The organism is Arthrobacter sp. MA-N2 (assembly GCF_000517125.1).
Taxonomy (GTDB): domain Bacteria; phylum Actinomycetota; class Actinomycetes; order Actinomycetales; family Micrococcaceae; genus Arthrobacter; species Arthrobacter methylotrophus.
Genome location: NZ_KI912155.1, coordinates 184498 through 207369 on the forward strand (window position 1 = coordinate 184498; position 22872 = coordinate 207369).

Here is a 22872-nt window from a genome sequence, read left to right on the forward strand (position 1 = left end):
GAGGTTCAATACCCGTTTCCAGCCGGGCAGTTCTGTTTAATGGAACAGGTGTCCGGCAATCCTGCCGCCGACCGGGCACAGTGCAAGAACCGCAACGTTTGGTGAAGAGGTAACTGTGGAAGACAGGAAGCTGCGCATCGCAGCCGTTGGTGATGAACTGCTCGCCGGGCTCGGTGACCCCAGGGCACTGGGTTGGCTCGGAAGGGTTCTCGCCCGTACTCCCCAAGACGCCGTTCTGGTGGAGTGCTACTCTCTTCCCTGCCCGATGGAGGGCACCGAGGGCCTGGCAGGGCGTTGGCTCGACGAAGCCGGACGTCGTTTCAGCAATCTCCACGAGAACCGCCTCGTCATCGGTTTGTCCGGCCGGGACGTCGAATTCGGCGTATCCACCGCGCGGAGCCGCCTCAATCTGGCCAATATCCTGGACGGGGCTTCCCAAAGCAACATCGAAGTGTTCGTCGTCGGTCCGCCACCTAGGTTGGACCCGGCCCAGAACCGCCGGATCGCCGAGCTTAATGCCGCATTCGCCGACGTGACCACCCGCCGCAACCACCAGTACGTGGATACGTTCTCGCCCCTGCTCAACCACGAGCAGTGGCGCACCGATCTTGCAGCGAACGGCGGCACCCCTGGGCAGGCGGGCTACGGACTCATGGCGTGGCTTGTGTTGCACCGCGGTTGGTTCCAGTGGCTGAGGATCGCCCAGCCGGAATAGGCCCAAACAAACAGCTCCCCGCGCAGAAGGGCTTGCCAAACCGCAAGTCACGATATATCGTCAGTTCATAAACGCGATATATCGCAATATTTGGAGGGGTCATGTCAGAAGAAAACTGGACCGTCACCGGCCCGCAGACGATCGAGGTCGACGGCGTCCGCTCGCTCAAGCTGGGCATCGTCAAGGGCCGCTTCGACGTCGTCACCCATGACGAGCCGATCACCAGGATCGAAGTCTCCGAACTCGACGGTGATCCGCTGAGCGTCACCCTCGTTGACGGCCGTCTCGAGGTGCGCCACCAACTGCACGGCGCACAGGGCTGGTTCCGCAACCTGATGGGGACCGTCAACAACACCAGCGCCAACACGATCGTCATCAGCATTGCCTTGCCGGCCGGCGTCGACGTCGAAGCGGGAACCGTGAGTGGCGACGGCATGGTGTCGGGCGTCAATGGACACATCCGCCTCAACACGGTATCCGGGTCCGTGCTTGCGGACGGCACGCACGGCGAGCTTCACGTCAATACCGTCAGCGGCGAGGTGATCGCCCGGAACCACGACGGCGTCATGACCGCCAAGAGCGTCTCGGGCGAGGTCACGGCTTCGGGCCGCTTCAGGAACATCCGGGCCAACACCGTGAGCGGCGACCTGAGTTTCGACCTCCACGGCTACACGCAGGACTTCGGAGCCAATTCGGTTTCGGGCGACCTCACCATCCGTCTGCCCCACGACGTCGGCGTGGATATCGTGGCCAAATCGGCCAGCGGCACCGTGATGATCGATGATCAGCTATTCGCACAGCCAGGCGGCAAGGTCCAGACCATCGCGGGTCCGGACGAGCAGCTGATGGTGGTGCGCGCAAATTCCGTCTCGGGCAAGATCTGCATCATCCACGGGAGCGCACCGGCGCCCGGGCCAGCGCGCTCAGTCCCCGGAGAGAAGGCATTCTGATGCCGCCCGTCTTTGCCCACGGCGCCCTCCGGCTCTATTTGCTGGCACTCCTGGAATCGGGGCCCAAGCACGGCTACGAGCTCATCAAAGCCCTTGGCGAACGCTTCGGCGGGACGTACTCCCCCAGTGCCGGAACCATCTATCCGCGCCTCGGCAAACTTGAGGAGGAAGGGCTGGTTGCCACCAGCAGCGATGGACGACGCACCAACTACTCCATCACTGCGGCAGGGCTGGCCGAGCTCAACAGCCGGCGGCAGGAACTGGCCGACGTCGAAGACAACATTTCTGCCTCCGTCCGGCGGTTAGCCGACAATCTCCGCGAGGACATCCGCAGCAACATGCGTGGCCTACGCGCGGACCTGGCCGCAACCGCGGAGGCTGCGCGCGCCAATGCGAAGACCTCGGAATTCCAGTCGTGGGCGCGAAGCTACTCGCCAGAGGGCCAACGCATCCTCAAGGAGGCCGAGCTGATGGTCCAATCCTTCCGTGACGACCTCCGCATCGAGCTGCGGCAGCACGCGGTCTCCAAGGCCTTGACTCCGGTCGCCCTTGAAACCGTACGCACCGTCCTGGACCAAGCCAGGATCTCCATCCTGAATTCCCTCAGGGACTGAGCACGAATTTCCGCGCGAGCCCGGGTCCCGCGCGGTTCGCGGGGCGGCCCCCGGATGTGGGAGACTGGAGGGCAGCTTTATTGAGTATCAAGAATCTAAGGAGGCCAGCTATGAGCAAGCGTGCACGTAAGCGTCGTGACCGTAAGCGCGGCGGCGCAAACCACGGCAAGCGTCCCAACACCTAAGCCAGCGGCTTAGCGTAAGACTTAATGCGGAGGGCCCCGGAAACCATCAGGTTTCCGGGGCCCTTGCCGTTCCAGAATCTTTAGACGTCCACGGACTTCATCGCGTGGATCCTGTCAAGGATCGAGTTCTTGAGATTCTCGGGAGCAGCCTCCGTGCAGGAGCGCTTGACCACAGTGCGGATGACGCACTCAAGGTCGTATTGCTCGGTACACTCCGGGCAGTCTTCCAGATGCACTTTGATTTCTGCGATGTCCTCGCGCGTCAACGCACCATCGAGGTACTCATAGATACGCTGCATCCGAGCATCGTCGCAGTCGCCCAATCCTTGGCAGCTCATTTCCTTTTCTCCTGTTTTTTGCTTGCGGCCGCGCCCACGGCCAAAGCCTTTTCATCGGCGCCGGCGCTGATTCCCCGTTCTGCAGCGTAGTCCGCCAGCAGATCGCGCAACATTTTCCTGCCGCGGTGAAGCCGGGACATGACCGTCCCGATCGGGGTGTTCATAATGTCTGATATCTCTTTGTATGCGAAGCCCTCAACGTCGGCGAAGTACACCGCGAGCCGGAATTCTTCCGGTATGGACTGCAGGGCGCTCTTCACGTCCGAGTCCGGCAGATGATCGAGCGCCTCCGCCTCGGCAGAGCGGAGCCCCGCGGACGTATGGGATTCGGCCCGCGCCAACTGCCAGTCCTCGATCGTGTCCGAGTTCGATTGCAGCGGTTCGCGTTGCCGCTTCCGGTAAAGGTTGATGTAGGTGTTCGTCAGAATGCGGTACAGCCACGCCTTGAGATTGGTACCCGGCTTGTACTGGTGGAATGCCGAAAAAGCCTTGGTATAGGCTTCCTGGACCAGGTCCTCCGCGTCGGACGGATTCCTGGCCATGCGCATGGCGGCCGAATACAGCTGGTCGACATACTGCATGGCGTCGCGCTCGAAGCGCGCCCTCCGCTGCTCGGGGGTCTCGTTTGCAAAGTCAACGGCAATCTCGACGTCGGCCTCAACGGCTGCGTCGTCCACGGACGTCGTGTCCGCGACGTCCGTCGCTGCTTTATACGTGGCCGCTGCGGCCGGATCCATGGTGCTCATTGCATCCAAGTCTACTGTCACGCGCCGGGAGTTCATCGGCAGCCCCCGCCCGGGCGCAAGCTGTTCCTCGCGGTCCTTAACCAGGGTCAAAAAACCAACTCCGCTCCACTTGTGTCACAGGCGCGCCCAACACACACCTCAACCGAAGGTCCAGCCCTTACCGCACCCTCTTTTCACAACCGCAGGCTCCGGGCAAATATTCCGCAAAGATGCAAGACTAGAACCGACTGCACCCCGTGAACCCCGCACCACTTGAACGCAGCACCACTTGAACGCAGCACCACCTGACCATTGTGGCAAGCCCCCCAGGAGGCAAATATGTCCCTCGTCCGTTTTCTCGCCAGGCCAATGTTGGCGTCCAGCTTTGTCGTCGCCGGGCTGGACAAGCTCAAGAATGCGGATGACACTGCCCAGCAGCTTTCTCCGCTGCTGCGCCGCGCCGCTAAGTCGCTGCCTTTCCCTGCTGACGAAAAGTTGCTTGCGCGGGTCATCGGCGGCACGCAGGTAGGCGCCGGTGCGATGCTGGCCCTCGGCAAGTGCTCCCGGTTCTCGGCCACGCTGCTTGCCGGAATCTCGGTCCTCAACGCCTTTGTTGAATGGCGTTCCGCGGACATCAGCACCAAGGAAGGCCGCCTCGGCCGCCGCGCCCAGTTGCTCAAGAACATTTCCTTGACAGGCGGCGTTCTTCTTGCCGCCGTCGACACTGCGGGCAAACCCAGCCTCGCATGGCGCGCCGAGCACCTCGCCATGGACGCCAAGAAGGCCACGGGAAAGCAGATCAAGAAAACAGACCGGGCCGTCCGCAAGGCCGTAGACAACGCAGTTGGAGCATAAGGAAGCATGCCAGGAACCCCCGCCACGCAGACAGACGATTCAGGCAGCAGCCCGGCCTCCTCGCCCCCTCTGTGGCCCGCGCCTTTCGCGAACCGCCCGGTAGATGCCACGGTCACGGTTCCTGGTTCGAAGTCGCTGACTAACCGCTATCTCGTCTTGGCGGCCTTGGCCAACGGGCCATCCAGGCTGCGGGCTCCCCTGCACTCCAGGGACTCGGCGCTCATGGTCGAAGCCCTGCGCCAGCTGGGCGCCACCGTTACGGAGGTTCCCGGCGATGGCCAGTACGGCCCGGATATTGAAGTAACTCCCGTCGACCCGGCGATCGCAGCGTCAGAGACGGCCATCGACTGCGGCCTTGCCGGCACGGTCATGCGCTTCGTGCCGCCCCTTGCTGCGCTCCGCAACGGCGCTACGGTATTCGACGGCGATCCGCACGCCCGGAACCGTCCCATGGGCACCATCATCGAAGCCCTGCGAACCCTCGGAGTGGGAGTCAGCGGTGTGGACGGGCAAACGGCTAGCTCCCTGCCATTCAAGGTCTCCGGTACTGGCTCTGTTCGTGGTGGCCACTTGGTGATCGATGCGAGCGCCTCTTCGCAGTTCGTCTCCGCACTACTGCTGGTGGGTGCCCGCTTCGACGAGGGCCTTCACCTTGAGCATGTCGGCAAGCCCGTACCCAGCCTCGACCACATCAGCATGACAGTGTCGGTCCTGCGCGGCGTGGGTGTGCAGGTCGACGACTCCGTGCCGAACCATTGGCGGGTGTCCCCGGGCACCATTCAAGCCTTCGATCAAAGGATCGAGCAGGATCTCTCCAATGCCGGTCCGTTTCTGGCTGCGGCGTTGGCCACCAAGGGGACCATCCGCATCCCCAACTGGCCAACGAACACCACTCAGGTCGGCGATCTCTGGCGGAACATTCTTGCCGCTATGGGCGCCGTTGTCACGTTGGATAACGGCACGCTGACAGTCAGGGGCGGTTCCGACATCCTGGGCGGGGACTTCGACGAAACCAGTGAGCTTGCCCCCACCGTTGCGGCATTGTGCGCTCTCGCCTCAGGCCCCTCCCGGCTCACCGGCATCGCGCATCTGCGCGGACACGAAACGGACAGGCTCGCCGCACTCGTTGCCGAAATCAACCGGTTGGGCGGTGACGCCGAGGAAACCAGCGACGGCTTGGTGATCCGTCCCGCAACACTGCATGCCGGCGTCGTGCACAGCTACGCCGACCACAGGATGGCGACGGCCGGCGCCATCCTGGGGCTCGCAGTCGATGGTGTCCAGGTTGAAGACATCGCGACCACGTCCAAGACCATGCCCGAATTTCCGCAAATCTGGGCATCGATGCTCAGTGGTGGCCAAGCGGCCGCGGACACTGGTTCAACGGAGACAAGCAACTGACGATGGCTCGCGACGCAAGCTCCTGGGATGAGTCCGATGTACGGATCCGCCCCAACAAGAAGGGCTCACGCCCCCGCACGAAGGATCGCCCCAGCCACGACGACGCCGTGATCGGACGCATCGTTACGGTCGACCGCGGCCGTTACACCGCGATAGTAGGCGAAAGCTCGGACAATGAGCGCATCGTCATTGCGGCCCGTGCCCGGGAACTCCGGCGCTCCCCGGTGGTTCCCGGAGACTTCGTGGCACTCGTCGGCGACGTGTCCGGGGCACCGGACACTCTCGCCCGCCTCGTGCGCGTCGAAGAGCGAAAAACCCTCCTGCGGCGAAGCGCCGATGACACGGACCCGATCGAACGGGCAGTGGTCGCGAATGCAGACCAGCTCGTAGTGGTGGTTGCGTCCGCCAACCCGGAACCGCGGACCGGATTTATCGACCGCGCCCTGGTGGCGGCGTACGACGCCGGAATCGATCCGCTGCTGCTCGTCACCAAAGCGGATGTAAAGGATCCGACAGAACTGCTCTCCAACTACGTGAGCCTGGGTTTCCCCATCATCATCAGCCGGACGGCGGACGCAGGCGCCTCCGGCATCGATGCACGATCCGACGACGGTTTGTCCGCCCGCCTCGATAGCGATGCCGTCGGCCAGTTGCGGGACTACCTCGACGGGAAGGTCACCGTACTGCTCGGCCATTCCGGCGTCGGGAAGTCCACTATGGTGAATGCCCTCACCGGGGCCGAGCGCGCCACGGGCGGGGTCAACGCCGTGACGGGTCGCGGACGGCACACCTCGTCCTCTGCGCTTGCACTGAAGCTCAGCGACGCCCCTGGCGGCAGTTGGATCATCGATACGCCCGGCATCCGCTCCTTCGGCCTGGCCCATGTGAACCCGGACCGCATCCTGCATGCCTTCCCGGACCTGGAACCCGGAACGGAAATGTGCGAGCGAGGTTGTAAACACGATGCCGCCGCCGTTCGTTGCGGCCTGGATTCCTGGGTGGCTGATGGCCATGCCGGCGAGTCGGGCGCCGCGCGCCTCGCGTCGTTGCGTCGGCTCCTCGGTGCGGACCCGCGCATGGAAGCCCAGGAGGCGAAGGAACTCGGCACGGTCAATTAACAGTGGGGTCGACTGACTGCACGCCCCCTGCCGTCCTACCTCCCCGTTTCACCTGCAAATAGACGGTAGTTTGGAACCATGACCCAACCCGATTCGAGCTACAACGACGACCTGCGGCTGGCCCATGTCCTGGCCGACTCCGTCGATTCCCTGACCATGGAACGGTTCAAGGCACTGGACCTCAAGGTGGAGACCAAACCCGACCTGAGCCCGGTCACCGATGCCGACAAAGCCGCCGAGGAAGCAATCCGCGGGCAGCTCTCCCGTTCCCGCCCCCGCGACGCCGTTCTTGGGGAAGAATTCGGCAGCACCGGCCACGGCTCGCGGCGTTGGATCATCGATCCTATCGATGGGACCAAGAACTTTGTGCGTGGCGTTCCCGTCTGGGCAACGTTGATCGCCCTCGTGGATGAGGGAGAGGTCGTTGTGGGGCTTGTCAGCGCTCCCGCACTCGGCAAGCGTTGGTGGGCAGCCAAGGGCTCCGGCGCCTACATGGGCCGGTCGCTTGCCGCGGCCACCCGACTGAAGGTTTCCAACGTGTCGCGGCTTGAAGACGCTTCGCTATCCTATTCGGAGCTCTCCGAATGGAAGGAGCACGGTTCGCTGGACAACTTCCTCGGCCTTGAGAACGACGTCTGGCGCAGCCGCGCGTACGGCGACTTCTGGTCCTACTGCCTGGTGGCGGAGGGCGCCGTGGATATCGCCGCCGAGCCGGAACTTCAGATCTACGATATGGCGGCACTGGTCCCGATCGTGACCGAAGCCGGCGGGCGCTTCACGTCCCTGGACGGGGCGGACGGACCGTTCGGCGGAAACGCCGTTGCCACCAACTCGATCCTGCACTCAGAGGTCCTCAAGAGGCTCAACCCGGAACTCGACGACCTCTTCTGAAATAGTCTTCTCACTGAACAAACGACGGCGGACGCCACCTTTTCGGGGCGTCCGCCGCTTTTTCTTCGAAAAAAGGCACTCTTTCCGGCTTTGTAACAATCGGCTTAACAATCCGGGTCACATTGGAACCGGCTCCGCAGGTGTCCTACTCTCTTTACAGGTCACGAGTGCCAGCGCGAAACCCCGGTTTGCTGGCCGGCAACCCTCCATCGCGGCGGGGTGCCCCGGGTGACGACCCGGCCGGTCCGGAACGGATACGGCAAGCGCGGACCCCCTGCACGCAGGGGTCCCTCTTGAGTGAGGTCCCATGAGCACAGCCACGTTTACATCTCCCGCCATCCCACAGCAGCATGGCGTATCCCCGCATCCAGCGTCGCGCCCGTTGGCCGCCGTTACCGGCGCGGAACTGCAGGCCCCCCTGATCCAAGGCGGACACATCCGCTACGCCAACCTCGACTACGGCGCCTCGACACCTGCCCTGACCGTGGTTTCCGCCTACCTCAACGAAATCCTCCCGTACTACGCGAGTGTCCACCGCGGCGCAGGCTACGCCTCCCAGATCAGCACGTCGGTCTACGAGAACGCCCGCAACATCGTCCGTGACTTCGTTGGCGGGCGCGCGGACGATTCCGTGATCTTCACCCGCAACACCACCGATTCCCTCAATCTCCTGGCCGGTTGCCTGCCCCTCGAGGACGGCCGGCACGCCGGCGAGGTCCTCTACCTGGACATCGAACACCACGCCAATCTGCTGCCGTGGCAAAGAGTCCCCCACCGCAGCATCGTTGCGGCCGGAACTTTGACCGAGACTGTAGCCAATGTCCGAACGGCCCTTTCCCAGGGTGGAGTCAGCCTCTTGGCGGTCACCGGTGCCTCGAATGTGACCGGCGAAATCCTCCCCATCAAGACTCTCGCTGCCCTCGCCCACGAATTCGGCGCCAGGATCGTGGTAGACGCGGCGCAGCTCGCCCCCCACCGCCGAATCGACATCGCTGCCGCGGATGTTGACTACCTGGCATTCTCGGGGCACAAACTCTACGCACCGTTCGGTGCAGGGGTCTTGGTTGGCCGTCCTGATTGGCTCGACGCCGGAACGCCACACCTGGCTGGAGGCGGGGCCGTCCGCGAAGCGCGCCTTGATTCCGTCAGCTGGGCCACGGGGCCGGCCAGGCACGAGGGCGGTTCGCCGAACGTGCTCGGCGCTGCCACGCTTGCCCGGGCCACGCAGGTCATTGCCGGCCTCGACCACGACGAATGGCACGCCCATGAAGCGGCCATCCGCTCGCACCTTGTTGAGGGCCTCAGGGAAATCGACGGCGTGACCGTGCACCAAATCTTCAAAGACACTCCTCCCCAGGACACCATCGGCGTGGTGAACTTCTCGCTTCAGGGTTACGACGCCGGCCTGGTGGCCGCCTATCTTGCTGCCGAGCACGGGATCGGCCTGCGGGACGGTCGTTTTTGCGCGCATCCGCTGCTCAAGCGTCTCGGGCTTCCCTCCGGTTCGCTGCGGGCGAGTTTCGGCGTGGGTTCTCGGCTGGAAGACGCAACCCGGCTTATCGCAGGCATCCAGTCCCTCAAGTCCAACGGCCTCGGCTGGGACTACGTCGTGGACGCCGGCCGCTGGGTCCCCGCAAACGACCACCGCAGCTACCCGGAGTGGGCCCCCAACACTCCTGGGACCGCAGGGGCAGCGCCCTGCAGCACCGACTGATTGCGGTAGATTCGTAGGGTATTTTCACGCCCTCAGAAGGAGTCCCTGCGTGGCCCCGCGACCCAAAGGCATGTCAGCCGGCCCCAAGCTCCATGACGAACGGCGCCTTGAACTCGGTCAGAGTTTCCAGGACGGCGGAGAACACTATGACCGGGTCCGGCCCGGCTACCCTGCGGATTCGGCCGACTGGCTCCTGCCGGAAGGCGCACGGGACGCAGCCGATCTGGGCGCCGGCACCGGAAAGTTCACGGCGCTGCTCCTCGAGCGCGGGCTGGCCGTCTCCGCAGTGGACCCGTCCACTGACATGCTCACGCAACTACGCAAAACGTTTCCACAAGTGCTCGCTCTGGAGGGAACGGCCGAAGCAACTGGACTGGCCGATTCAGCATTCGACGTCGTCTGCGTTGCCCAGGCCTGGCACTGGTGCGATCCCCTCGCGGCCAGCACCGAGATCGCCCGGATCCTGCGCCCCGCCGGGGTGATCGGCTTGATCTGGAACCAGTTGGACACTTCAGCGCCCTGGGTCCACCGTTTGTCCCGCATCATGCATGCCGGTGATGTCCACAAGCCGGGCTTCCGGCCTGTGGTGGGGCCGGAGTTCGCCGGCCTCGAAAGTCACCTGACGCATTGGGAGGATCCCGTGACCCCGGCCGATATCCTGGAACTGGCGAAGTCGCGCAGCTACTACCTGAGGGCAAATGATGCCACCCGGGCCAAGGTCATGGGGAATCTTCACTGGTATCTCTTCGAACATCTGGGCCACGCTGAGCGCGAGCTCATCCCCCTGCCGTATCTCACGCAGAGCTGGCGCGCCTGGAAAGCCTGAGCCCGCTGGTTCGCGATAGGCTTGGAACCGTGAAGACCAGTGCGCTCTCCTCCTCGATCGAGGACTACGTCAAGGTCATCTACTCCTTTACGGAGTGGCAGGACAAACCCATCACGTCCACCCAGTTGGCGCAGCGGCTTGGCGTGGCCAATTCCTCCGTTTCGGAGATGGTCCGCAAGCTCAAGGACCAAGGTCTGGTGGACCACCAGCCCTACAGCGCCATTACTTTGACGCCCAGGGGAATTCAGCTTGCCTTGGGCATGGTCCGCAGGCACCGCCTCATCGAGACGTACCTCGTGCGGGAACTTGGTTACAGCTGGGACGAAGTCCATGACGAGGCCGAATTGCTCGAGCACGCCGTCTCGGACACCTTCATCGATCGCATGGCTGCCAAGCTGGGCAATCCCGCGCGCGATCCGCACGGTGACCCCATCCCCACAGCCGAAGGGTCCATAGCGTTGCCGCACGCACACCGGATGATCGAGCTAGACGACGGCCATTCCGGGAAAATCACCCGGATCAGCGACGAAAACCCCGAGCTGCTGCGGTACCTGTCCGCCGAAGAAATCGATCTGGATGCCACTATCCAGGTCATTGGCCGCAAACCGTTCGGCGGTGCGCTCGTGGTCCGGATCGGAAAGGGCCCCGGCAGCCGGGATTACGACCTCGCGGACGAGGTCGCCTCCGCCCTGTGGGTAGCTACAGACACCTCCCACGAAGGTTGCATCCTCGCGGACCGCTGAGCAATCGGTGTCTTGGACCGCCCGGTCCTAGGCCCGCTGGGTCGCCGTCCCGCCGTCGTCGGGGGCTGGGCCTTGCGGGGGCCTTGTCGGTGCAGCTCCCGAGACGGGGTTCCGGATCCCGACGGCGGATGCCGCCGCCCCGATGAAGAACAGGACGGCCGTGACGACCACAGCGTTCATCAGACCTTGGCGGGTGAAGACCGGACCGATGATGAGCCCGGCGAAGGCGATGCAGATCAAGCCCGCAATGCGGGCCACCGCATTGTTCACGGCTGAACCGATTCCTGCCTCCTCGGTGGGCACGGCCCCCAGGATGGCCGCGGTGAGGGGGGCCACCAGGGTGCTGAGCCCGATGCCGAAGACGATCTGCCCGGGTAGCACCTGGGTCCAGTAGTTCAACGGCTCTTGGACGGCCAGCGTCATGAGGAAACCGATTCCGCAAATGAATGGCCCGGCGGTCATGAACCATCGCGGACCGTATTTGCCAGCCAGTCCGCCGAAAAACGAGGCCGTCAGCATCAGGAGGACAGTCGCGGGAAGCAACGCAATTCCCGCAGTCGTCGCCTTCATTCCCCCCACTTGCTGTAAATAAATGCCCACGGCGAAGAAACCCAGCGAGAGGGCGCCATAAATAGCCAAGGTGGCGATGTTCCCCCAGCCGAAGTTGCGGATACCGAAGAGCCGCAGGGGCAGCATGGGTTCCTGGGTCCTGGATTCGTGGATCAGGAACAGGGTCAAGGCAACGGCACCCACCGCGAGGGGCATCCAGACCACCATGTTTCCCCAGCCCATGCGCCCTTGCTCGATGAATGCGTAGACCGGGCCGCCAAGTCCCACCATGGCCAAAAACGCGCCCAGGTAGTCAATCTTCTTGCTCGTATCCGTGGCGGCATCGGACTTCCGCAGTCCCGCGAGGATCGGCCAGACAGCGACGGCCGGGACGACATTGATGAAGAAGATGACCCGCCAGGACAACAGGTCGACGGAGGCGCCGCCGATGAGCGGAGCCACGATGGCTGCCGCGCTGGTCCAACCGGACCATTGGCCGATTGCTTTGGACTGCGCCGGTCCCGAAAAGAACGTGACAATCATGGCGAGGGAACTCGGAACCAACAGCGCCCCGGCGATCCCCTGCAGGGCCCGAGATACCACCAGCACCTCGCCGTTCCAGGCGAGGCCGCATGTGACGGAGGTCAGGGTGAAACCTGCCAGTCCCCATTCCAGGATGCGCGCCCGGCCGAAATGGTCGGACAAGGACCCGGCCACGAGGATCAGCGCACCCAAGGTCAAAAGGTAGGCATCCACCACCCATTGCTGGATGACGAGTCCGCCGCCGAGCTCGCGACCAATCGCAGGGAGGGCCAGGTTCACCACGAAGCCGTCCAATATGGCAATGAAGGACGCCACAATGGCCACAACAAGGACCCGCTTTTGCAGCGGTGAACTTGGCAGCAGCGCGGCTGCATCAGTCATGAGCACAGCCTACCCCGGCTGGACCGTCCACCGCCCGGATTCCTGCGCGACCCCGCCACGGCCACAGTCCCGTATCGTTGAATGGTGATTAGCAGACGTGACGCCGCACTGGCCCTTGATATTCCGATGGAAATGGCCCAGCGCCACGGCATCCCGCCCAGGCTTACCCAGGCCGAGCTGGACGAGTTGCAGGACAACCCCCCGCAATGGCTCGTCCAATCGCGAGCCAACCGCACCGGCAAACGACCCGTCTGGGTGCACTTGAGCTGTGTCGTGTGCGGTTACACCGAGGCCGTGCGTCCCAAGAAATGGTGGCCGGAGTTCACCTACGTCTTCTGCGGGCATCATCGCAACAGCGAGGTTCCCGGAATCCTGCCTGGCGAGGTCCGCAGCGAGTACGAAGGAATCGGCTCGCGGTTCGTGGGCCTCGTGGACCTCCCGGCGTCCGAAGGCTAGTTACTTGGGCGTTGCTTCTGGCGCCTCCGGCGCCTGGTTGCTTTCGCCTGAAACAGGCGTAACTTACAAGGAGAGGGCCCTTCAGGACCCTCTTTGCAGGGTCTCCATAGAGGACCCGTAGTTAGGGAGCATGACATGCCTGACAAAGCGCCTCACCAGCACGAGACGAAGAAGAGTATCAAGTCCATCAAGGAGAAACGCGCAGCGAAGCGTGCAAAGCACGATTCCGACACCGGCGTGGACCCTGTGGCCCACTTGAGGAAGAAGTAAAGCGGCCGGGGCATGATGGCCCCGGCTGTTCTCATGAGTCAGTGTCGGTCATTTCGCTTGGCACCGCCACCAATCCGTGGATGACGCCCTCTCGCAGGACGGTCAGGGGGAACGGCTCCCCTATTGCCTGGGAGAACAGGAGTTTCTGAAGGCTTTCAGCACTGGATACCGCACGCGATTGGGCGCTCAGGACCAGATCGCCCGCAAGCAGCCCGGCCCGCTCCGCCGGGGATCCTGCGATGACTTCCACCACCCGGAGCGCTTCTTTCTGGCCTGTCCGGATGACCGCGCTCGCATCCAACGGAATAGGGGTGCTCACCAAGCCAAGGTAGGCGCGGCGCACACGGCCGTCTTTGAGCAGGGCAGCGATGATCCGTTGAGTCGTGGTGTTGATGGGAACCGCGAGCCCGAGCCCCAGGCCGGCCACGGCGGTATTGATTCCGATGATCCGCCCCTTTGTATCAGCCAGGGCACCCCCGGAATTTCCTGGGTTCAATGCGGCGTCCGTTTGGATGACGTCCTCGATGACCCTGCTGTGACGTCCAGACCTCACCGGGATGGACCGTCCGAGGCCGCTGACGACGCCGGCAGTCACTGATCCTGCCAGGCCCAGTGGGGTGCCCACGGCAATCACCAATTGGCCCACGCGCAAAGATTCCGCGTTGCCCAGAATGGCAGGCGGCGGGGCACGATGCCCACGGACAATAGCGAGGTCGGACAAAGGATCGGCACCGACGAGTTCAACGTCGGTGTGCGTGCCGTCCGCGAATATCGCCCGCCCTGAACGGAGTCCCGAGATCACGTGGGCGTTGGTGAGCATATAGCCGTCCCCCGTGAACACCACGGCCGATCCGCCTCCGATCCTGACTTGGCCGTTCCTTCGCGGGCTACTCATTTCCAAAGCCGCAACATGCGGCGTGACCGACTCTGCGACGCGCATGACCGTCCGCGAGTAGGCATCCAAGGCTTCCTCGTCCGACAGGGCATCAGGCATGTCCTCGGGAAAATTCTGTTCCGGCAACGTACTCATCGTGCACCTCCTGTAACCGGTGGTGTCTATATCAACGAAAACACTGCCGGCCTTAGTCCGTTCCGCCCTACGCCGTGGGTGAACTGAGGGCTACCCACCTAGCCCCATAGTGCTTTTCGCAGGAGGGCTTTGAGTTGCGCGGTTTCGTTGGTGTCCAGTGCGGAGAGGACTTCGGACTCGGCGTGGCGGGCAGCGATGGCGGCTTGGGTCAGGAGCTGGTTGCCTTTGGCGGTGGCTGTCACGGTCTTGGCGCGGCGGTCCTGTTTGCCCGGCGCCCTGGTCACGAGCTTGCGTTTTTCCAGTTCGTCCACCAGGGCAACGATCTGGCTGGGATCGAGGCTGAGGAAGTCCGCGAGCTCCCGCTGGGTGGGCTCCAGTCCGCTGTCGGCAAGGATCAGCACCGAGTACGAGCGTTCCTTGAGGTCGAACTCCGCAAGCGCCCGGTTGTTCACGACCGAGCCGCCCGCGTGGAGTTTGGCCAGCAGGAAACCCGCGTCCTGGCTGATCGGAGCGTCTGCCAGCCGGTCCTTCGCGGCCGGGTGCTGCTCGGCCTTCGCTTCGATCGTCATAACAAACTCCAATAATCCTCAAAATCAATCGTTGACATTTTCAACTATACGTATTCTCATGGAAGAAGAACAGCATCCCATGCCGAGCGGCCGGATGCACAGGGAACGGGCAAAGGAGCGCGGCATGAGCTTGAACGGCAAAGTAGCAATCGTCACCGGCAGCGGGCAGGGTCTGGGCCTGGCTTACGCGAGGGAACTCGCCCGCCGGGGTGCCGCCGTCGTGATCAATGACGTGAACGCCGGGACCGCGGCGCAGGCCGTCGCGCGGATCGAGGCTGACGGCGGCAAGGCCACCGCCGTCGTGGTTCCGGTGGGCACCACGGAGGCCGCGAAGGCGCTCGTGTCCGGTGCCCTCGAGGCGTTCGGCCGTTTGGATATCCTGGTGACCAACGCCGGGATCCTGCGCGATAAGTCGCTGTTGAAGATGACTGATGAGGATTTCGACCTGGTGATCAACGTGCACCTGAAGGGCACCTTCACCTGCGTCCGGGAGGTGTTCGGGTACTTCAAGGAAAACAGCATCCCGGGCCGGATCATCACGATCGGTTCCCCGACGGGCCAGCGCGGGAACTTCGGCCAGAGCAACTACGCCGCGGCCAAGGCCGGAATCGTGGGCATGGTCCGGACCTGGGCCCTGGAGATGAAGAAGGCCGGGGTCACCGTCAATGCCGTGATCCCGGTGGCGGCCACGGCAATGACCAAGACCGTCCCGTACTTCCAGAAGGCCGTGGAAGCCGAGGAGCGCGGGGAGGCCATGCCGTCCTTCTTCCGCCACGAGCTCGGATTCGGCACGGCAGAGGACGTCGCGGGCCTGGTCGCGTTCCTCGCCTCCGACGAAGCCGCGAACATTACCGGCCAGGCGATCGGCGCGGGCGGGGACCGCCTGCAGGTCTGGACGCACCCGGAACCGGCCACCACCGAATACCGCGAGGGAGGCTGGGACTACGAGGCCCTGCGCGGGAACGCCGGTGAACTGTTCAACCAGGACACACTCCAGGGCTACGGCGAGGAATTCCTGCCGCTGCCGGCCGAGCTCAAGCCCGAAGCTGCCGGCGCCTCGGCAACGCCCGCCCGCTAGCCCACCGCGCTCTGGCCACTGACTGCTAAGGAAATCGATATGCGTTATGAACCGGGCATCGATGCCGCCAAACTCGATGCGATCGACATGCACGTCCACCTCGAAGTGGACGGCCACGGCCACGGATCCCTCCCGGAGGCCCTCACGGAAGCCTCGGCGAAGTACTTCAAAGCCGGGGACCGCACACCCTCGCTGGACCGGATCGCCGAGATCTACCGCGGGCTGAACATGGCCGCGGTCGTCTTCACCGTGGACGCCCGCACCCAGCTCAAGCACGAACCCAACAGCATCCCGGAGCTGATCGCCGGAGCCGCGAGGAACAACGACGTGTTGATCCCCTTCGGCAGCGTGGACCCCCGCACCGGGGAAGAGGCCATCGCGGGCGCCAAGCACCAGGCCGTCGAACTCGGTGCCCGCGGTTTCAAGTTCCACCCCTCCCTGCAGGGCTTCGATCCCTCCAACGAGGCGTTCTACCCGCTCTGGGACACCCTGCAGGAACTCGGACTCCCCGCGATCTTCCACACCGGCCAAAACGGCATGGGCGCCGGGCTGCCCGGCGGGTACGGGATCAAGCTGGGCTACTCCAACCCGCTGCTGCTGGACGCGGTGGCCGCGGACTTCCCGGGCCTGCAGATCATCATGGCCCACCCCTCGGTGCCCTGGCAGGACGAAGCGAACTCCATCGCGACCCACAAAGCCAACGTGTTCATCGACCTCTCCGGCTGGTCCCCGAAATACTTCCCCGAGTCCCTGGTGCGCATGTCCAACTCGGTCCTGCAGGACAAAGTCCTGTTCGGCACGGACTTCCCGCTCATCACCCCGCAGAAATGGCTCGGAGCCTTCGCCGAGCTGCCCCTGAAGGACGAGGTCCGGCCCAAGATCCTCAAGCACAACGCCGTCCGCCTCCTCGGACTGGGAGCCTGAAATGGGCACGGACACCGCCAGGGAAACCACCGTCCAGGAGCGGCTCTACTCCGTTGCGGACTGGTACGACGCCGAGTCCCTCCTCACCACGGACGAGCGCCGGGTCCTGGCCCGGCTCCGGGACTTCCTGGACGCCGAGGCCAAGCCGCTGCTGGCCGAGTACTGGGAACGGGGCGAATTCCCCGAACAACTCGCCCGGCCCCTGATCGACCTGGACCTCATGGAACCGGCCGAACTCACCGGACCCGGCGCCGAAGGTGCAGAACGTACCCCGGCCCGCGGGATCTACCAGGGCTTCCGGGTCTTCGAACTCGCCCGCACGGACGCCTCCCTGGCCACCTGGTACACCGCCCAGGCAGGCCTCTTCCGCACCGCCATCCGCGTCGGTGCCTCGGCCGAACAGCAGGCCCGGTGGATGCCGCGCGTCATCGATTTCTCCCTCAAAGGCGTCTTCTCCCTGACCGAACCCGAACACGGCTCGGACATCGCCGGCGGCCTCTCCACGACAGCACGCTTCGAAGCAGACCCCGACGGCGGCACCTGGGTCCTGGACGGCGCCAAACGCTGGATCGGCGGCGCCTCCACCGCCGACGTGCTGGCCGTGTTCGCCCGCGACACCGCCGACGGCCAGGTCAAAGCATTCCTCGTGGACCGTCAGGCGGCCGGGGTGAGCCTGGAGAAGATCCACGGCAAAACCGCCCTGCGGATGATGCAGAACGCGCACATCACCCTCACCGGCGTCCGCGTCCCCGAATCCATGCGCCTGCACAACGTGAACTCCTTCAAAGACGTCGCCGCGATGCTGCGGGCCATGCGCTCGGACGTCGCCTGGATCGCCACCGGCATCCAGGCCGGCGCCTTCGAAGCCGCCCTGTCCTATGTCACCGAGCGTCAGCAATTCGGCCGCCCGCTGGGATCCTTCCAGCTCGTCCAGGAAAAACTCGCCCGCATGCTCGGCAACCTCACCGCCTCCCTCTCCCTCGTAATCCGGCTGACCGAACAGCAAGCCAGCGGCACCTACCGCGACCAGGACTCCGCCCTGGCCAAAATGCAGACGTCCCTGCTGATGCGCGAAACCGTCGCCCTCGCCCGCGAAGTGGCCGGCGGCAACGGCATCACCCTGGCCACCGACGTCGCCCGCTTCCACGCCGACGCCGAAGCCGTCTACTCCTACGAAGGAACCCACGACATCAACGCCCTCATCATCGGCCGCGCCCTCACCGGCAACAGCGCCTTCACCCGCTAACCCCCCCCTTCACCCACCACCAACCACAGGAGACCCCCATGCCCCGTCTCGTCGTCGACTTCGACACCCTGCTCACCCTGACCGGCAAGGACCTCGGCACCACCGACTACCGCCAAATCACCCAGGAACAAATCAACCTCTTCGCCGACGCCACCGACGACCAACAATGGATCCACACCGACCCCGAACGCGCCAAGGACGGCCCCTTCGGAGCCCCCATCGCCCACGGCTTCCTCACCCTCTCCCTCATCATCCCCTTCTGGGGCGAGCTCTTCGACGTCGACGGCGTCACCACCAAAGTCAACTACGGCCTGGACAAAGTCCGCTTCACCTCACCAGTCAAGGCCGGGTCCAAAGTCCGCATGCAAGCCACCATCACCGACGTCACCGAAGTCAAAGGCGGCGCCCAGATCAAAGTCAACGCCACCATCAACATCGAAGACCAGGAACGCCCCGCCGTCGTCGCCGAATTCCTCGCCCGCTTCTACAAATAGACCGTTCTTCACATAGCCCCTCCCCCCTGCTTTAAGGAACAACGATGTCCCAAATATCGCAGCTTCAATCCATGGATGTGGCCACCAGGCGCAAGGAAGCACGCACCGTCATTGCTTCCAGCTACCTGGGCAGCACCATCGAGTACTACGACTTCCTGCTCTATGCCACAGCCGCGGCCGTGGTCTTCCCCAAGGTCTTCTTCACGGGAATGGACGACTGGGTGGGCGTCGTGGCCGCCTACGGAACTTTCGCCGCAGGATACGTAGCGCGCCCGCTTGGTGGAGTCATCTTCGGGCACTTCGGCGACAAGCTGGGACGCAAGGGGATGCTCATTGTGTCCATGTTGGTCATGGGCTTGGCATCCGCACTGATCGGACTGGTCCCGGGTGCTTCCGTGGCCGGTCCGTGGGGCGCCGTGATGCTCGTTGTGCTCCGGGTTTTCCAGGGCATCGCGGTGGGCGGCGAGTGGGGCGGAGCCGCCTTAATGGCATTGGAGCATTCCGAATCGGGGAAACGCGGCTTCGCTGCCTCGTTCGTCAATGCGGGTGCGCCGTCGGGCGCCGTGCTGGGCACACTCATCATGGGCGCCTTCTCAGCCCTGCCAAACTCCCAGTTTCTTGCTTGGGGCTGGCGCGTTCCCTTCCTGCTTTCGTTTGTCTTGCTTGCAGTGGGCATGTTCGTCCGGTTGAAGGTTTCCGAGAGCCCGATCTTCAAAGCCGCCATTGAGCAGGAAAGGGTGGCCCGGAACGCAGATGCCCGGGCCACCGAGAAGGCCGTTATTCCGCTCCTTCAGGTACTTCGCCGGCCGAAAACCCTCATCTTCACCATGCTCGCAGGGGCCGCGGGATTCGCCCTCCAAGTGGTCCTGGCAACGTTCGCGGTCACCTTCGCCGTCTCCAAGGGCGCCGATCGCCAGGGCGTGCTGTACGCCTTCGCCGCGGCTTCCTTCATCTCGATCGCCTTCGTGATCCTTGGCGGCAGGCTCTCCGACAAGCTGGGCCGGAGGCCTGTGATGATCGGCGGGCTCGTGCTCTTCATTGCATATCTGATCCCGATGTTCCAGCTGTTGTCCTCGAACAACATCTTCCTGATCTTCGTTGCCTTCACCGTGGGCCTGATGATCCACTCCACCCTCTTCGGGCCATTGGCCGCCTTCGTGTCCGAGCAGTTCGGCACCACGTCCCGCTATACGGGAGCCTCGCTCGGTTACCAGCTCGCGACGCTCCTGGGTGCGGGTTTCACCCCGGGGATCGTAGCCCAGATCTTCAAGGACTCGGGGCAGAATACGGGCTCGGTGGTTTTCTACTTGGCCGTGATGTCCGTCGTCTCGATCATCTTCATCCTGTTGACCCGGGAACCCAAGAACAACGATTTGCAGGCCGTCCGGCTTTGAGCCCGGAGAAGGTTTAGCTTGGAAAGAGGAAAGGACCGTCATGGAGAATTTTGGCATCGGTTCGTGGTTGCAGCGTCGCCGCCCGAAGTCCGGAAGCAAGATCGCGCTGGTCTCCGGAGACCGCTACATCAGTTACGAGGAATTTTCCGAACGAACGGACAGGCTCGCGAACGCCCTCAGTGCCGGGGGCGTTGCCAAAGGCGACAGGGTAGCCTATCTCGGCGAAAACGATCCCGCCTTCCTGGAAACGCTTTTTGCTTGCGGGCAGCTTGGAGCTATCTTCGTACCGCTCAATACCCGGTTGGCGCCGCGGGAGATCGCTTTCCAACTTGCGGACAGCGGTGCCGTCGCACTGATCCACGCCGCGAGCCTCAGCGGCCTTGCGGCCAGCGGCGCAAAGGGCACCCAAGTGACCCGGCGCGTCGTCGTCGGCGATTCCATCCCAGGCGACGGCAGCCCTCCTTTGGGTGATGAGGTATGTGAAGGCCCGACGGCGGCCGAAGACTATGAGGCCGTTGTCGCCTCGGGGGCTCCCCTCCATCTGGACGAAGAGGTGGGGCTCGATGATGGGGCCATGATCCTCTACACGTCCGGAACCACGGGACGCCCCAAGGGTGCGCTACTGACCCACGGCAACATCACCTGGAACTGCATCAACGTGATCGTCGATTTCGATTTCTCCTCCACCGACGTGGCCCTCATGATCTCCCCGATGTTCCACGTCGCCTCGCTCGACATGGGAGTGCTGCCAACACTTCTCAAGGGAGGGACCGTGGTCCTCGAGTCGAGGTTCGATCCCCAACGCATCTTGGAGCTCGTCGAAAGGCACCGGGCCACCACCATCAGCGGGGTGCCCACCACCTACCAGATGCTCTGCGAGCATCCGGCTTGGCCGACGTCGGACCTTAGCTCCCTCAATAAGCTGACCTGCGGCGGATCGGCCGTTCCGATGCGCGTCCTGGAAGCGTACGAGGCGCGCGGCCTCCGCTTCTCGAACGGCTATGGAATGACCGAGACCGCGCCGGGCGCAACCACGCTGCCCGCCGCCAGGTCCCGGGACAAGGCAGGTTCTTCCGGGCTCCCGCACTTCTTCACCGATGTCCGGATCGCCGACGTCGCGGGAGGACGCGCTGCGCAGGGCGCGGTCGGAGAAATCCAGATCAAGGGCCCCAACGTCATTCACGAATACTGGAAGCGGCCCGCTGCAACGGCTGAATCGTATGAAGACGGCGGCTGGTTCAAGTCCGGAGACCTAGGCTACAAGGACGCTGATGGATTCGTCTTTGTCTCGGACAGGCTCAAGGACATGATCATTTCGGGAGGCGAGAACATCTACCCTGCCGAGGTGGAACAGGCCATCAGTGAACTGGATTCCGTGGGCAGCGTGGCAGTCATCGGCGTGCCGGATGCCAAGTGGGGAGAGGTGCCGCGCGCCGTGGTGATGCTCCGCGAGGGTGCCTTCTTGACAGAGGACGAACTCAAGGAGCACCTGGCCGGTAGACTAGCTCGCTACAAAATCCCGAAAACCGTGGTGTTCGTGGACGACATGCCTCGAACTGCCAGCGGCAAGATCCGCAAGAGCGAGCTCCGGGGGAGCACCGTTTCCTAAGGCATTGGTTGCCGGTAGCAGGGCGGCCCCGCACCCCGCTTATTTGTGGCCCATGGGCGAGAAGCATTGGCGCGGCTGCGAAGAACTCCCGAGGCCGGCGGGAGAACGGTCCTGGTACTCGGATGTGACGGCCTGCGCTCCCCTGAGCCTGGCGCAAACGGGGTTGCCCGAGTGACTGGTTAACAGGCACACCCAACGGCACCGGCCTCGTCCACAAGTAGGTACCACTCGCGACAGTGAGTGCCCGCGGTCCTACTGTGTGGGACAGCACCCATCCCAAGACAGATGGGCGGATTGCCGAGACTGGGCTCAGACTGGCGAGGGGCCACAGTCACGAACCATGCATGGAGGCTTGGCGAATGAACTACCCACATTTCACAAGCCGGGATCGGCACATCGCCTACGCAAACCATCAGGAGAAGGACTGACTCCGTACTAGGCATGTCCTCACGGCCCGGACCGAGGGAGCAACGCCTTTAGCAGCACAATGCGGGACCCGCCGACAAGCTGAGATTGGGGGCCCAACGTGGATGGGCAACAATGGATATGGGTCGTGATGGTGCTTGTGGGAGCGGCACTGTTAGCAGGCGTGATGGTCTTTGGACACCAGCGACGCACACAGGATGATCGCAAACGCGCTATCAAACGTCGTGAACGCGAGCTCAAGAACCCCCCGAACGGCGACGACCGCGCGGAAGACGAACCCGCAGCTCAGAGTCCGAAGTACTGAGAGCGCCCGAAAAATCGAACCGGGAACCTTTGTCCGGGACGAGCGAGCCCTACAAAGAAAAACACCCCGGTCCGAAGACCGGGGTGTAACCGATGACCCGACTCATCCGTGAAGGATGTCTCGACTCATCAAACAAGGTGGAGATGGGGGGAATTGAACCCCCGTCCGATGTCGTGTTGTCAGGGCTTCTCCGGGCGCAGTTCGCGTCGGATTTTCTCGGCCCCAGCTATCTTGCGAACAAGTAGCTGATCCGGGCCCAGTCATCTAAGAGTCCCGCGTGCCTCGATGACGAAGGCAAGCAGCAGTGGCTATCTAAATGACGCCAGGATCCGGGGCAATAGCAACCTCGGGCTGACGGACTGTCTTACTGCTTAGGCAGCAAGAGCGAAGTCAGTGCGCTTAGAATTGGCACTTATTGGTTTGCAGACAGCGTTTACGAGATAATTCTGCATCCTCGGCCCGCTTCACCTGTCGCGACTAACATCGTCGAAACCGATCATCCCCGTATTTTGTTATCAATCCCT

24 protein-coding genes, 1 other RNA gene and 1 riboswitch are annotated in these 22872 nt (G+C 63.6%); of the genes, 19 read left to right on the top strand and 6 right to left on the bottom strand.

From position 1 onward, the window contains the following. Positions 1-115 precede the first annotated feature (115 nt). The 4 genes from A3M3_RS0101200 to A3M3_RS29425 all read left to right on the top strand — a co-directional run bounded on the left by A3M3_RS0101200 (position 116) and on the right by A3M3_RS29425 (position 2464). A complete protein-coding gene (locus tag A3M3_RS0101200; protein ID WP_028264786.1) occupies positions 116-715 on the top strand; it encodes a GDSL-type esterase/lipase family protein in 600 nt (199 codons plus the stop codon). Positions 716-816: 101 nt separating this feature from the next. Next, a complete protein-coding gene (locus tag A3M3_RS0101205; protein WP_028264787.1) occupies positions 817-1665 on the top strand; it encodes a DUF4097 family beta strand repeat-containing protein in 849 nt (282 codons plus the stop codon). After that, on the top strand, positions 1665-2279 hold the full coding sequence (locus tag A3M3_RS0101210) for a PadR family transcriptional regulator (protein ID WP_028264788.1): 615 nt from the start codon (positions 1665-1667) through the stop codon (positions 2277-2279). Before A3M3_RS0101205 ends, A3M3_RS0101210 begins: the two co-directional genes overlap by 1 nt. A 110-nt stretch (positions 2280-2389) precedes the next feature. Beyond that, a complete protein-coding gene (locus A3M3_RS29425; protein WP_369299106.1) occupies positions 2390-2464 on the top strand; it encodes a 50S ribosomal protein bL37 in 75 nt (24 codons plus the stop codon). Positions 2465-2544: 80 nt separating this feature from the next. Here the strand turns inward: A3M3_RS29425 and rsrA are convergent, their stop codons facing one another. Both rsrA and A3M3_RS0101220 read right to left on the bottom strand, forming a co-directional pair. Continuing rightward, positions 2545-2802, bottom strand: coding sequence for a mycothiol system anti-sigma-R factor (rsrA, locus tag A3M3_RS0101215; RefSeq protein WP_028264789.1), 258 nt, complete (start codon positions 2800-2802; stop codon positions 2545-2547). Beyond that, a complete protein-coding gene (locus A3M3_RS0101220) occupies positions 2799-3638 on the bottom strand; it encodes a sigma-70 family RNA polymerase sigma factor (protein ID WP_028264790.1) in 840 nt (279 codons plus the stop codon). Before A3M3_RS0101220 ends, rsrA begins: the two co-directional genes overlap by 4 nt. Before the next feature lie 228 nt (positions 3639-3866). Here A3M3_RS0101220 and A3M3_RS0101225 point away from each other — a divergent pair, with 228 nt between their 5' ends. The 7 genes from A3M3_RS0101225 (at position 3867) to A3M3_RS0101255 (ending at position 11075) form a co-directional block, all read left to right on the top strand. After that, entirely contained in the window at positions 3867-4382 is a 516-nt protein-coding gene (locus A3M3_RS0101225; protein WP_028264791.1) for a DoxX family protein, read from the top strand. A gap of 6 nt (positions 4383-4388) precedes the next feature. Next, positions 4389-5783 (top strand): 3-phosphoshikimate 1-carboxyvinyltransferase, encoded by a 1395-nt coding sequence (gene aroA, locus A3M3_RS0101230; RefSeq protein WP_028264792.1) that lies wholly within the window; start codon positions 4389-4391, stop codon positions 5781-5783. Between the two features lie 2 nt (positions 5784-5785). Next, on the top strand, positions 5786-6901 hold the full coding sequence (rsgA, locus tag A3M3_RS0101235; RefSeq protein ID WP_028264793.1) for a ribosome small subunit-dependent GTPase A: 1116 nt from the start codon (positions 5786-5788) through the stop codon (positions 6899-6901). A gap of 78 nt (positions 6902-6979) precedes the next feature. Further along, positions 6980-7792 (top strand): histidinol-phosphatase, encoded by an 813-nt coding sequence (hisN, locus tag A3M3_RS0101240; protein WP_028264794.1) that lies wholly within the window; start codon positions 6980-6982, stop codon positions 7790-7792. A 159-nt stretch (positions 7793-7951) separates the two neighbouring features. After that, positions 7952-8064: riboswitch (SAM riboswitch) on the top strand. A gap of 35 nt (positions 8065-8099) precedes the next feature. Continuing rightward, positions 8100-9506 carry an aminotransferase class V-fold PLP-dependent enzyme gene (locus A3M3_RS0101245; RefSeq protein ID WP_028264795.1) on the top strand — a complete coding sequence of 469 codons (1407 nt, stop codon included), beginning with the start codon at positions 8100-8102 and terminating at the stop codon, positions 9504-9506. Between the two features lie 70 nt (positions 9507-9576). Beyond that, a complete protein-coding gene (locus A3M3_RS0101250; RefSeq protein ID WP_035741184.1) occupies positions 9577-10332 on the top strand; it encodes a class I SAM-dependent methyltransferase in 756 nt (251 codons plus the stop codon). A 29-nt stretch (positions 10333-10361) separates the two neighbouring features. Next, positions 10362-11075 carry a metal-dependent transcriptional regulator gene (locus tag A3M3_RS0101255; protein ID WP_028264797.1) on the top strand — a complete coding sequence of 238 codons (714 nt, stop codon included), beginning with the start codon at positions 10362-10364 and terminating at the stop codon, positions 11073-11075. A 27-nt stretch (positions 11076-11102) separates the two neighbouring features. Here A3M3_RS0101255 and A3M3_RS0101260 read toward each other — a convergent pair whose 3' ends face one another. Further along, the gene (locus A3M3_RS0101260) at positions 11103-12548 is read right to left on the bottom strand and encodes an MFS transporter (RefSeq protein ID WP_035742055.1); all 1446 of its coding nucleotides are present in this window, start codon (positions 12546-12548) and stop codon (positions 11103-11105) included. Positions 12549-12629: 81 nt separating this feature from the next. Here A3M3_RS0101260 and A3M3_RS0101265 point away from each other — a divergent pair, with 81 nt between their 5' ends. Further along, positions 12630-13004 carry a hypothetical protein gene (locus A3M3_RS0101265; protein ID WP_028264799.1) on the top strand — a complete coding sequence of 125 codons (375 nt, stop codon included), beginning with the start codon at positions 12630-12632 and terminating at the stop codon, positions 13002-13004. A 135-nt stretch (positions 13005-13139) separates the two neighbouring features. Then, on the top strand, positions 13140-13274 hold the full coding sequence (locus A3M3_RS29210; protein ID WP_269317238.1) for a hypothetical protein: 135 nt from the start codon (positions 13140-13142) through the stop codon (positions 13272-13274). A gap of 31 nt (positions 13275-13305) precedes the next feature. Here A3M3_RS29210 and A3M3_RS0101275 read toward each other — a convergent pair whose 3' ends face one another. Both A3M3_RS0101275 and A3M3_RS0101280 read right to left on the bottom strand, forming a co-directional pair. After that, positions 13306-14304, bottom strand: a complete 999-nt coding sequence (locus A3M3_RS0101275; protein ID WP_155854256.1) for a S1C family serine protease — start codon at positions 14302-14304, stop codon at positions 13306-13308. Positions 14305-14402: 98 nt separating this feature from the next. Further along, the gene (locus A3M3_RS0101280) at positions 14403-14873 is read right to left on the bottom strand and encodes a MarR family winged helix-turn-helix transcriptional regulator (RefSeq protein WP_028264801.1); all 471 of its coding nucleotides are present in this window, start codon (positions 14871-14873) and stop codon (positions 14403-14405) included. A 124-nt stretch (positions 14874-14997) separates the two neighbouring features. Here A3M3_RS0101280 and A3M3_RS0101285 point away from each other — a divergent pair, with 124 nt between their 5' ends. The 6 genes from A3M3_RS0101285 to A3M3_RS0101310 are packed head-to-tail and all read left to right on the top strand — an operon-like array spanning position 14998 to position 21618. Continuing rightward, entirely contained in the window at positions 14998-15951 is a 954-nt protein-coding gene (locus A3M3_RS0101285) for an SDR family NAD(P)-dependent oxidoreductase (protein ID WP_028264802.1), read from the top strand. Positions 15952-15990: 39 nt separating this feature from the next. After that, complete coding sequence (locus tag A3M3_RS0101290) at positions 15991-16875, top strand: amidohydrolase family protein (RefSeq protein ID WP_035741191.1); 885 nt, start codon at positions 15991-15993, stop codon at positions 16873-16875. Between the two features lies 1 nt (position 16876). Next, positions 16877-18121: an acyl-CoA dehydrogenase family protein gene (locus A3M3_RS0101295; protein WP_028264804.1), complete on the top strand. Its 1245-nt coding sequence runs from the start codon at positions 16877-16879 to the stop codon at positions 18119-18121. A 38-nt stretch (positions 18122-18159) separates the two neighbouring features. Beyond that, complete coding sequence (locus A3M3_RS0101300; RefSeq protein ID WP_028264805.1) at positions 18160-18615, top strand: MaoC family dehydratase; 456 nt, start codon at positions 18160-18162, stop codon at positions 18613-18615. Between the two features lie 44 nt (positions 18616-18659). Then, positions 18660-20009: an MFS transporter gene (locus A3M3_RS0101305; RefSeq protein WP_028264806.1), complete on the top strand. Its 1350-nt coding sequence runs from the start codon at positions 18660-18662 to the stop codon at positions 20007-20009. A gap of 40 nt (positions 20010-20049) precedes the next feature. After that, positions 20050-21618 carry an acyl-CoA synthetase gene (locus A3M3_RS0101310; RefSeq protein WP_028264807.1) on the top strand — a complete coding sequence of 523 codons (1569 nt, stop codon included), beginning with the start codon at positions 20050-20052 and terminating at the stop codon, positions 21616-21618. Between the two features lie 865 nt (positions 21619-22483). Here A3M3_RS0101310 and ssrA read toward each other — a convergent pair. Continuing rightward, positions 22484-22852: a transfer-messenger RNA gene (gene ssrA, locus A3M3_RS27195) on the bottom strand. Positions 22853-22872 lie beyond the last annotated feature (20 nt).

Coding starts and splice junctions, on each gene's coding strand:
- A3M3_RS0101205 (WP_028264787.1), top strand. CDS start 817: ATGTCAGAAGAAAACTGGACCGTCACCGGCCCGCAGACGATCGAGGTC.
- A3M3_RS0101210 (WP_028264788.1), top strand. CDS start 1,665: ATGCCGCCCGTCTTTGCCCACGGCGCCCTCCGGCTCTATTTGCTGGCA.
- rsrA (WP_028264789.1), bottom strand. CDS start 2,802: ATGAGCTGCCAAGGATTGGGCGACTGCGACGATGCTCGGATGCAGCGT.
- A3M3_RS0101225 (WP_028264791.1), top strand. CDS start 3,867: ATGTCCCTCGTCCGTTTTCTCGCCAGGCCAATGTTGGCGTCCAGCTTT.
- aroA (WP_028264792.1), top strand. CDS start 4,389: ATGCCAGGAACCCCCGCCACGCAGACAGACGATTCAGGCAGCAGCCCG.
- rsgA (WP_028264793.1), top strand. CDS start 5,786: ATGGCTCGCGACGCAAGCTCCTGGGATGAGTCCGATGTACGGATCCGC.
- hisN (WP_028264794.1), top strand. CDS start 6,980: ATGACCCAACCCGATTCGAGCTACAACGACGACCTGCGGCTGGCCCAT.
- A3M3_RS0101245 (WP_028264795.1), top strand. CDS start 8,100: ATGAGCACAGCCACGTTTACATCTCCCGCCATCCCACAGCAGCATGGC.
- A3M3_RS0101250 (WP_035741184.1), top strand. CDS start 9,577: ATGTCAGCCGGCCCCAAGCTCCATGACGAACGGCGCCTTGAACTCGGT.
- A3M3_RS0101260 (WP_035742055.1), bottom strand. CDS start 12,548: ATGACTGATGCAGCCGCGCTGCTGCCAAGTTCACCGCTGCAAAAGCGG.
- A3M3_RS0101265 (WP_028264799.1), top strand. CDS start 12,630: ATGGTGATTAGCAGACGTGACGCCGCACTGGCCCTTGATATTCCGATG.
- A3M3_RS29210 (WP_269317238.1), top strand. CDS start 13,140: ATGCCTGACAAAGCGCCTCACCAGCACGAGACGAAGAAGAGTATCAAG.
- A3M3_RS0101275 (WP_155854256.1), bottom strand. CDS start 14,304: ATGAGTACGTTGCCGGAACAGAATTTTCCCGAGGACATGCCTGATGCC.
- A3M3_RS0101280 (WP_028264801.1), bottom strand. CDS start 14,873: ATGACGATCGAAGCGAAGGCCGAGCAGCACCCGGCCGCGAAGGACCGG.
- A3M3_RS0101285 (WP_028264802.1), top strand. CDS start 14,998: ATGAGCTTGAACGGCAAAGTAGCAATCGTCACCGGCAGCGGGCAGGGT.
- A3M3_RS0101290 (WP_035741191.1), top strand. CDS start 15,991: ATGCGTTATGAACCGGGCATCGATGCCGCCAAACTCGATGCGATCGAC.
- A3M3_RS0101295 (WP_028264804.1), top strand. CDS start 16,877: ATGGGCACGGACACCGCCAGGGAAACCACCGTCCAGGAGCGGCTCTAC.
- A3M3_RS0101300 (WP_028264805.1), top strand. CDS start 18,160: ATGCCCCGTCTCGTCGTCGACTTCGACACCCTGCTCACCCTGACCGGC.
- A3M3_RS0101305 (WP_028264806.1), top strand. CDS start 18,660: ATGTCCCAAATATCGCAGCTTCAATCCATGGATGTGGCCACCAGGCGC.
- A3M3_RS0101310 (WP_028264807.1), top strand. CDS start 20,050: ATGGAGAATTTTGGCATCGGTTCGTGGTTGCAGCGTCGCCGCCCGAAG.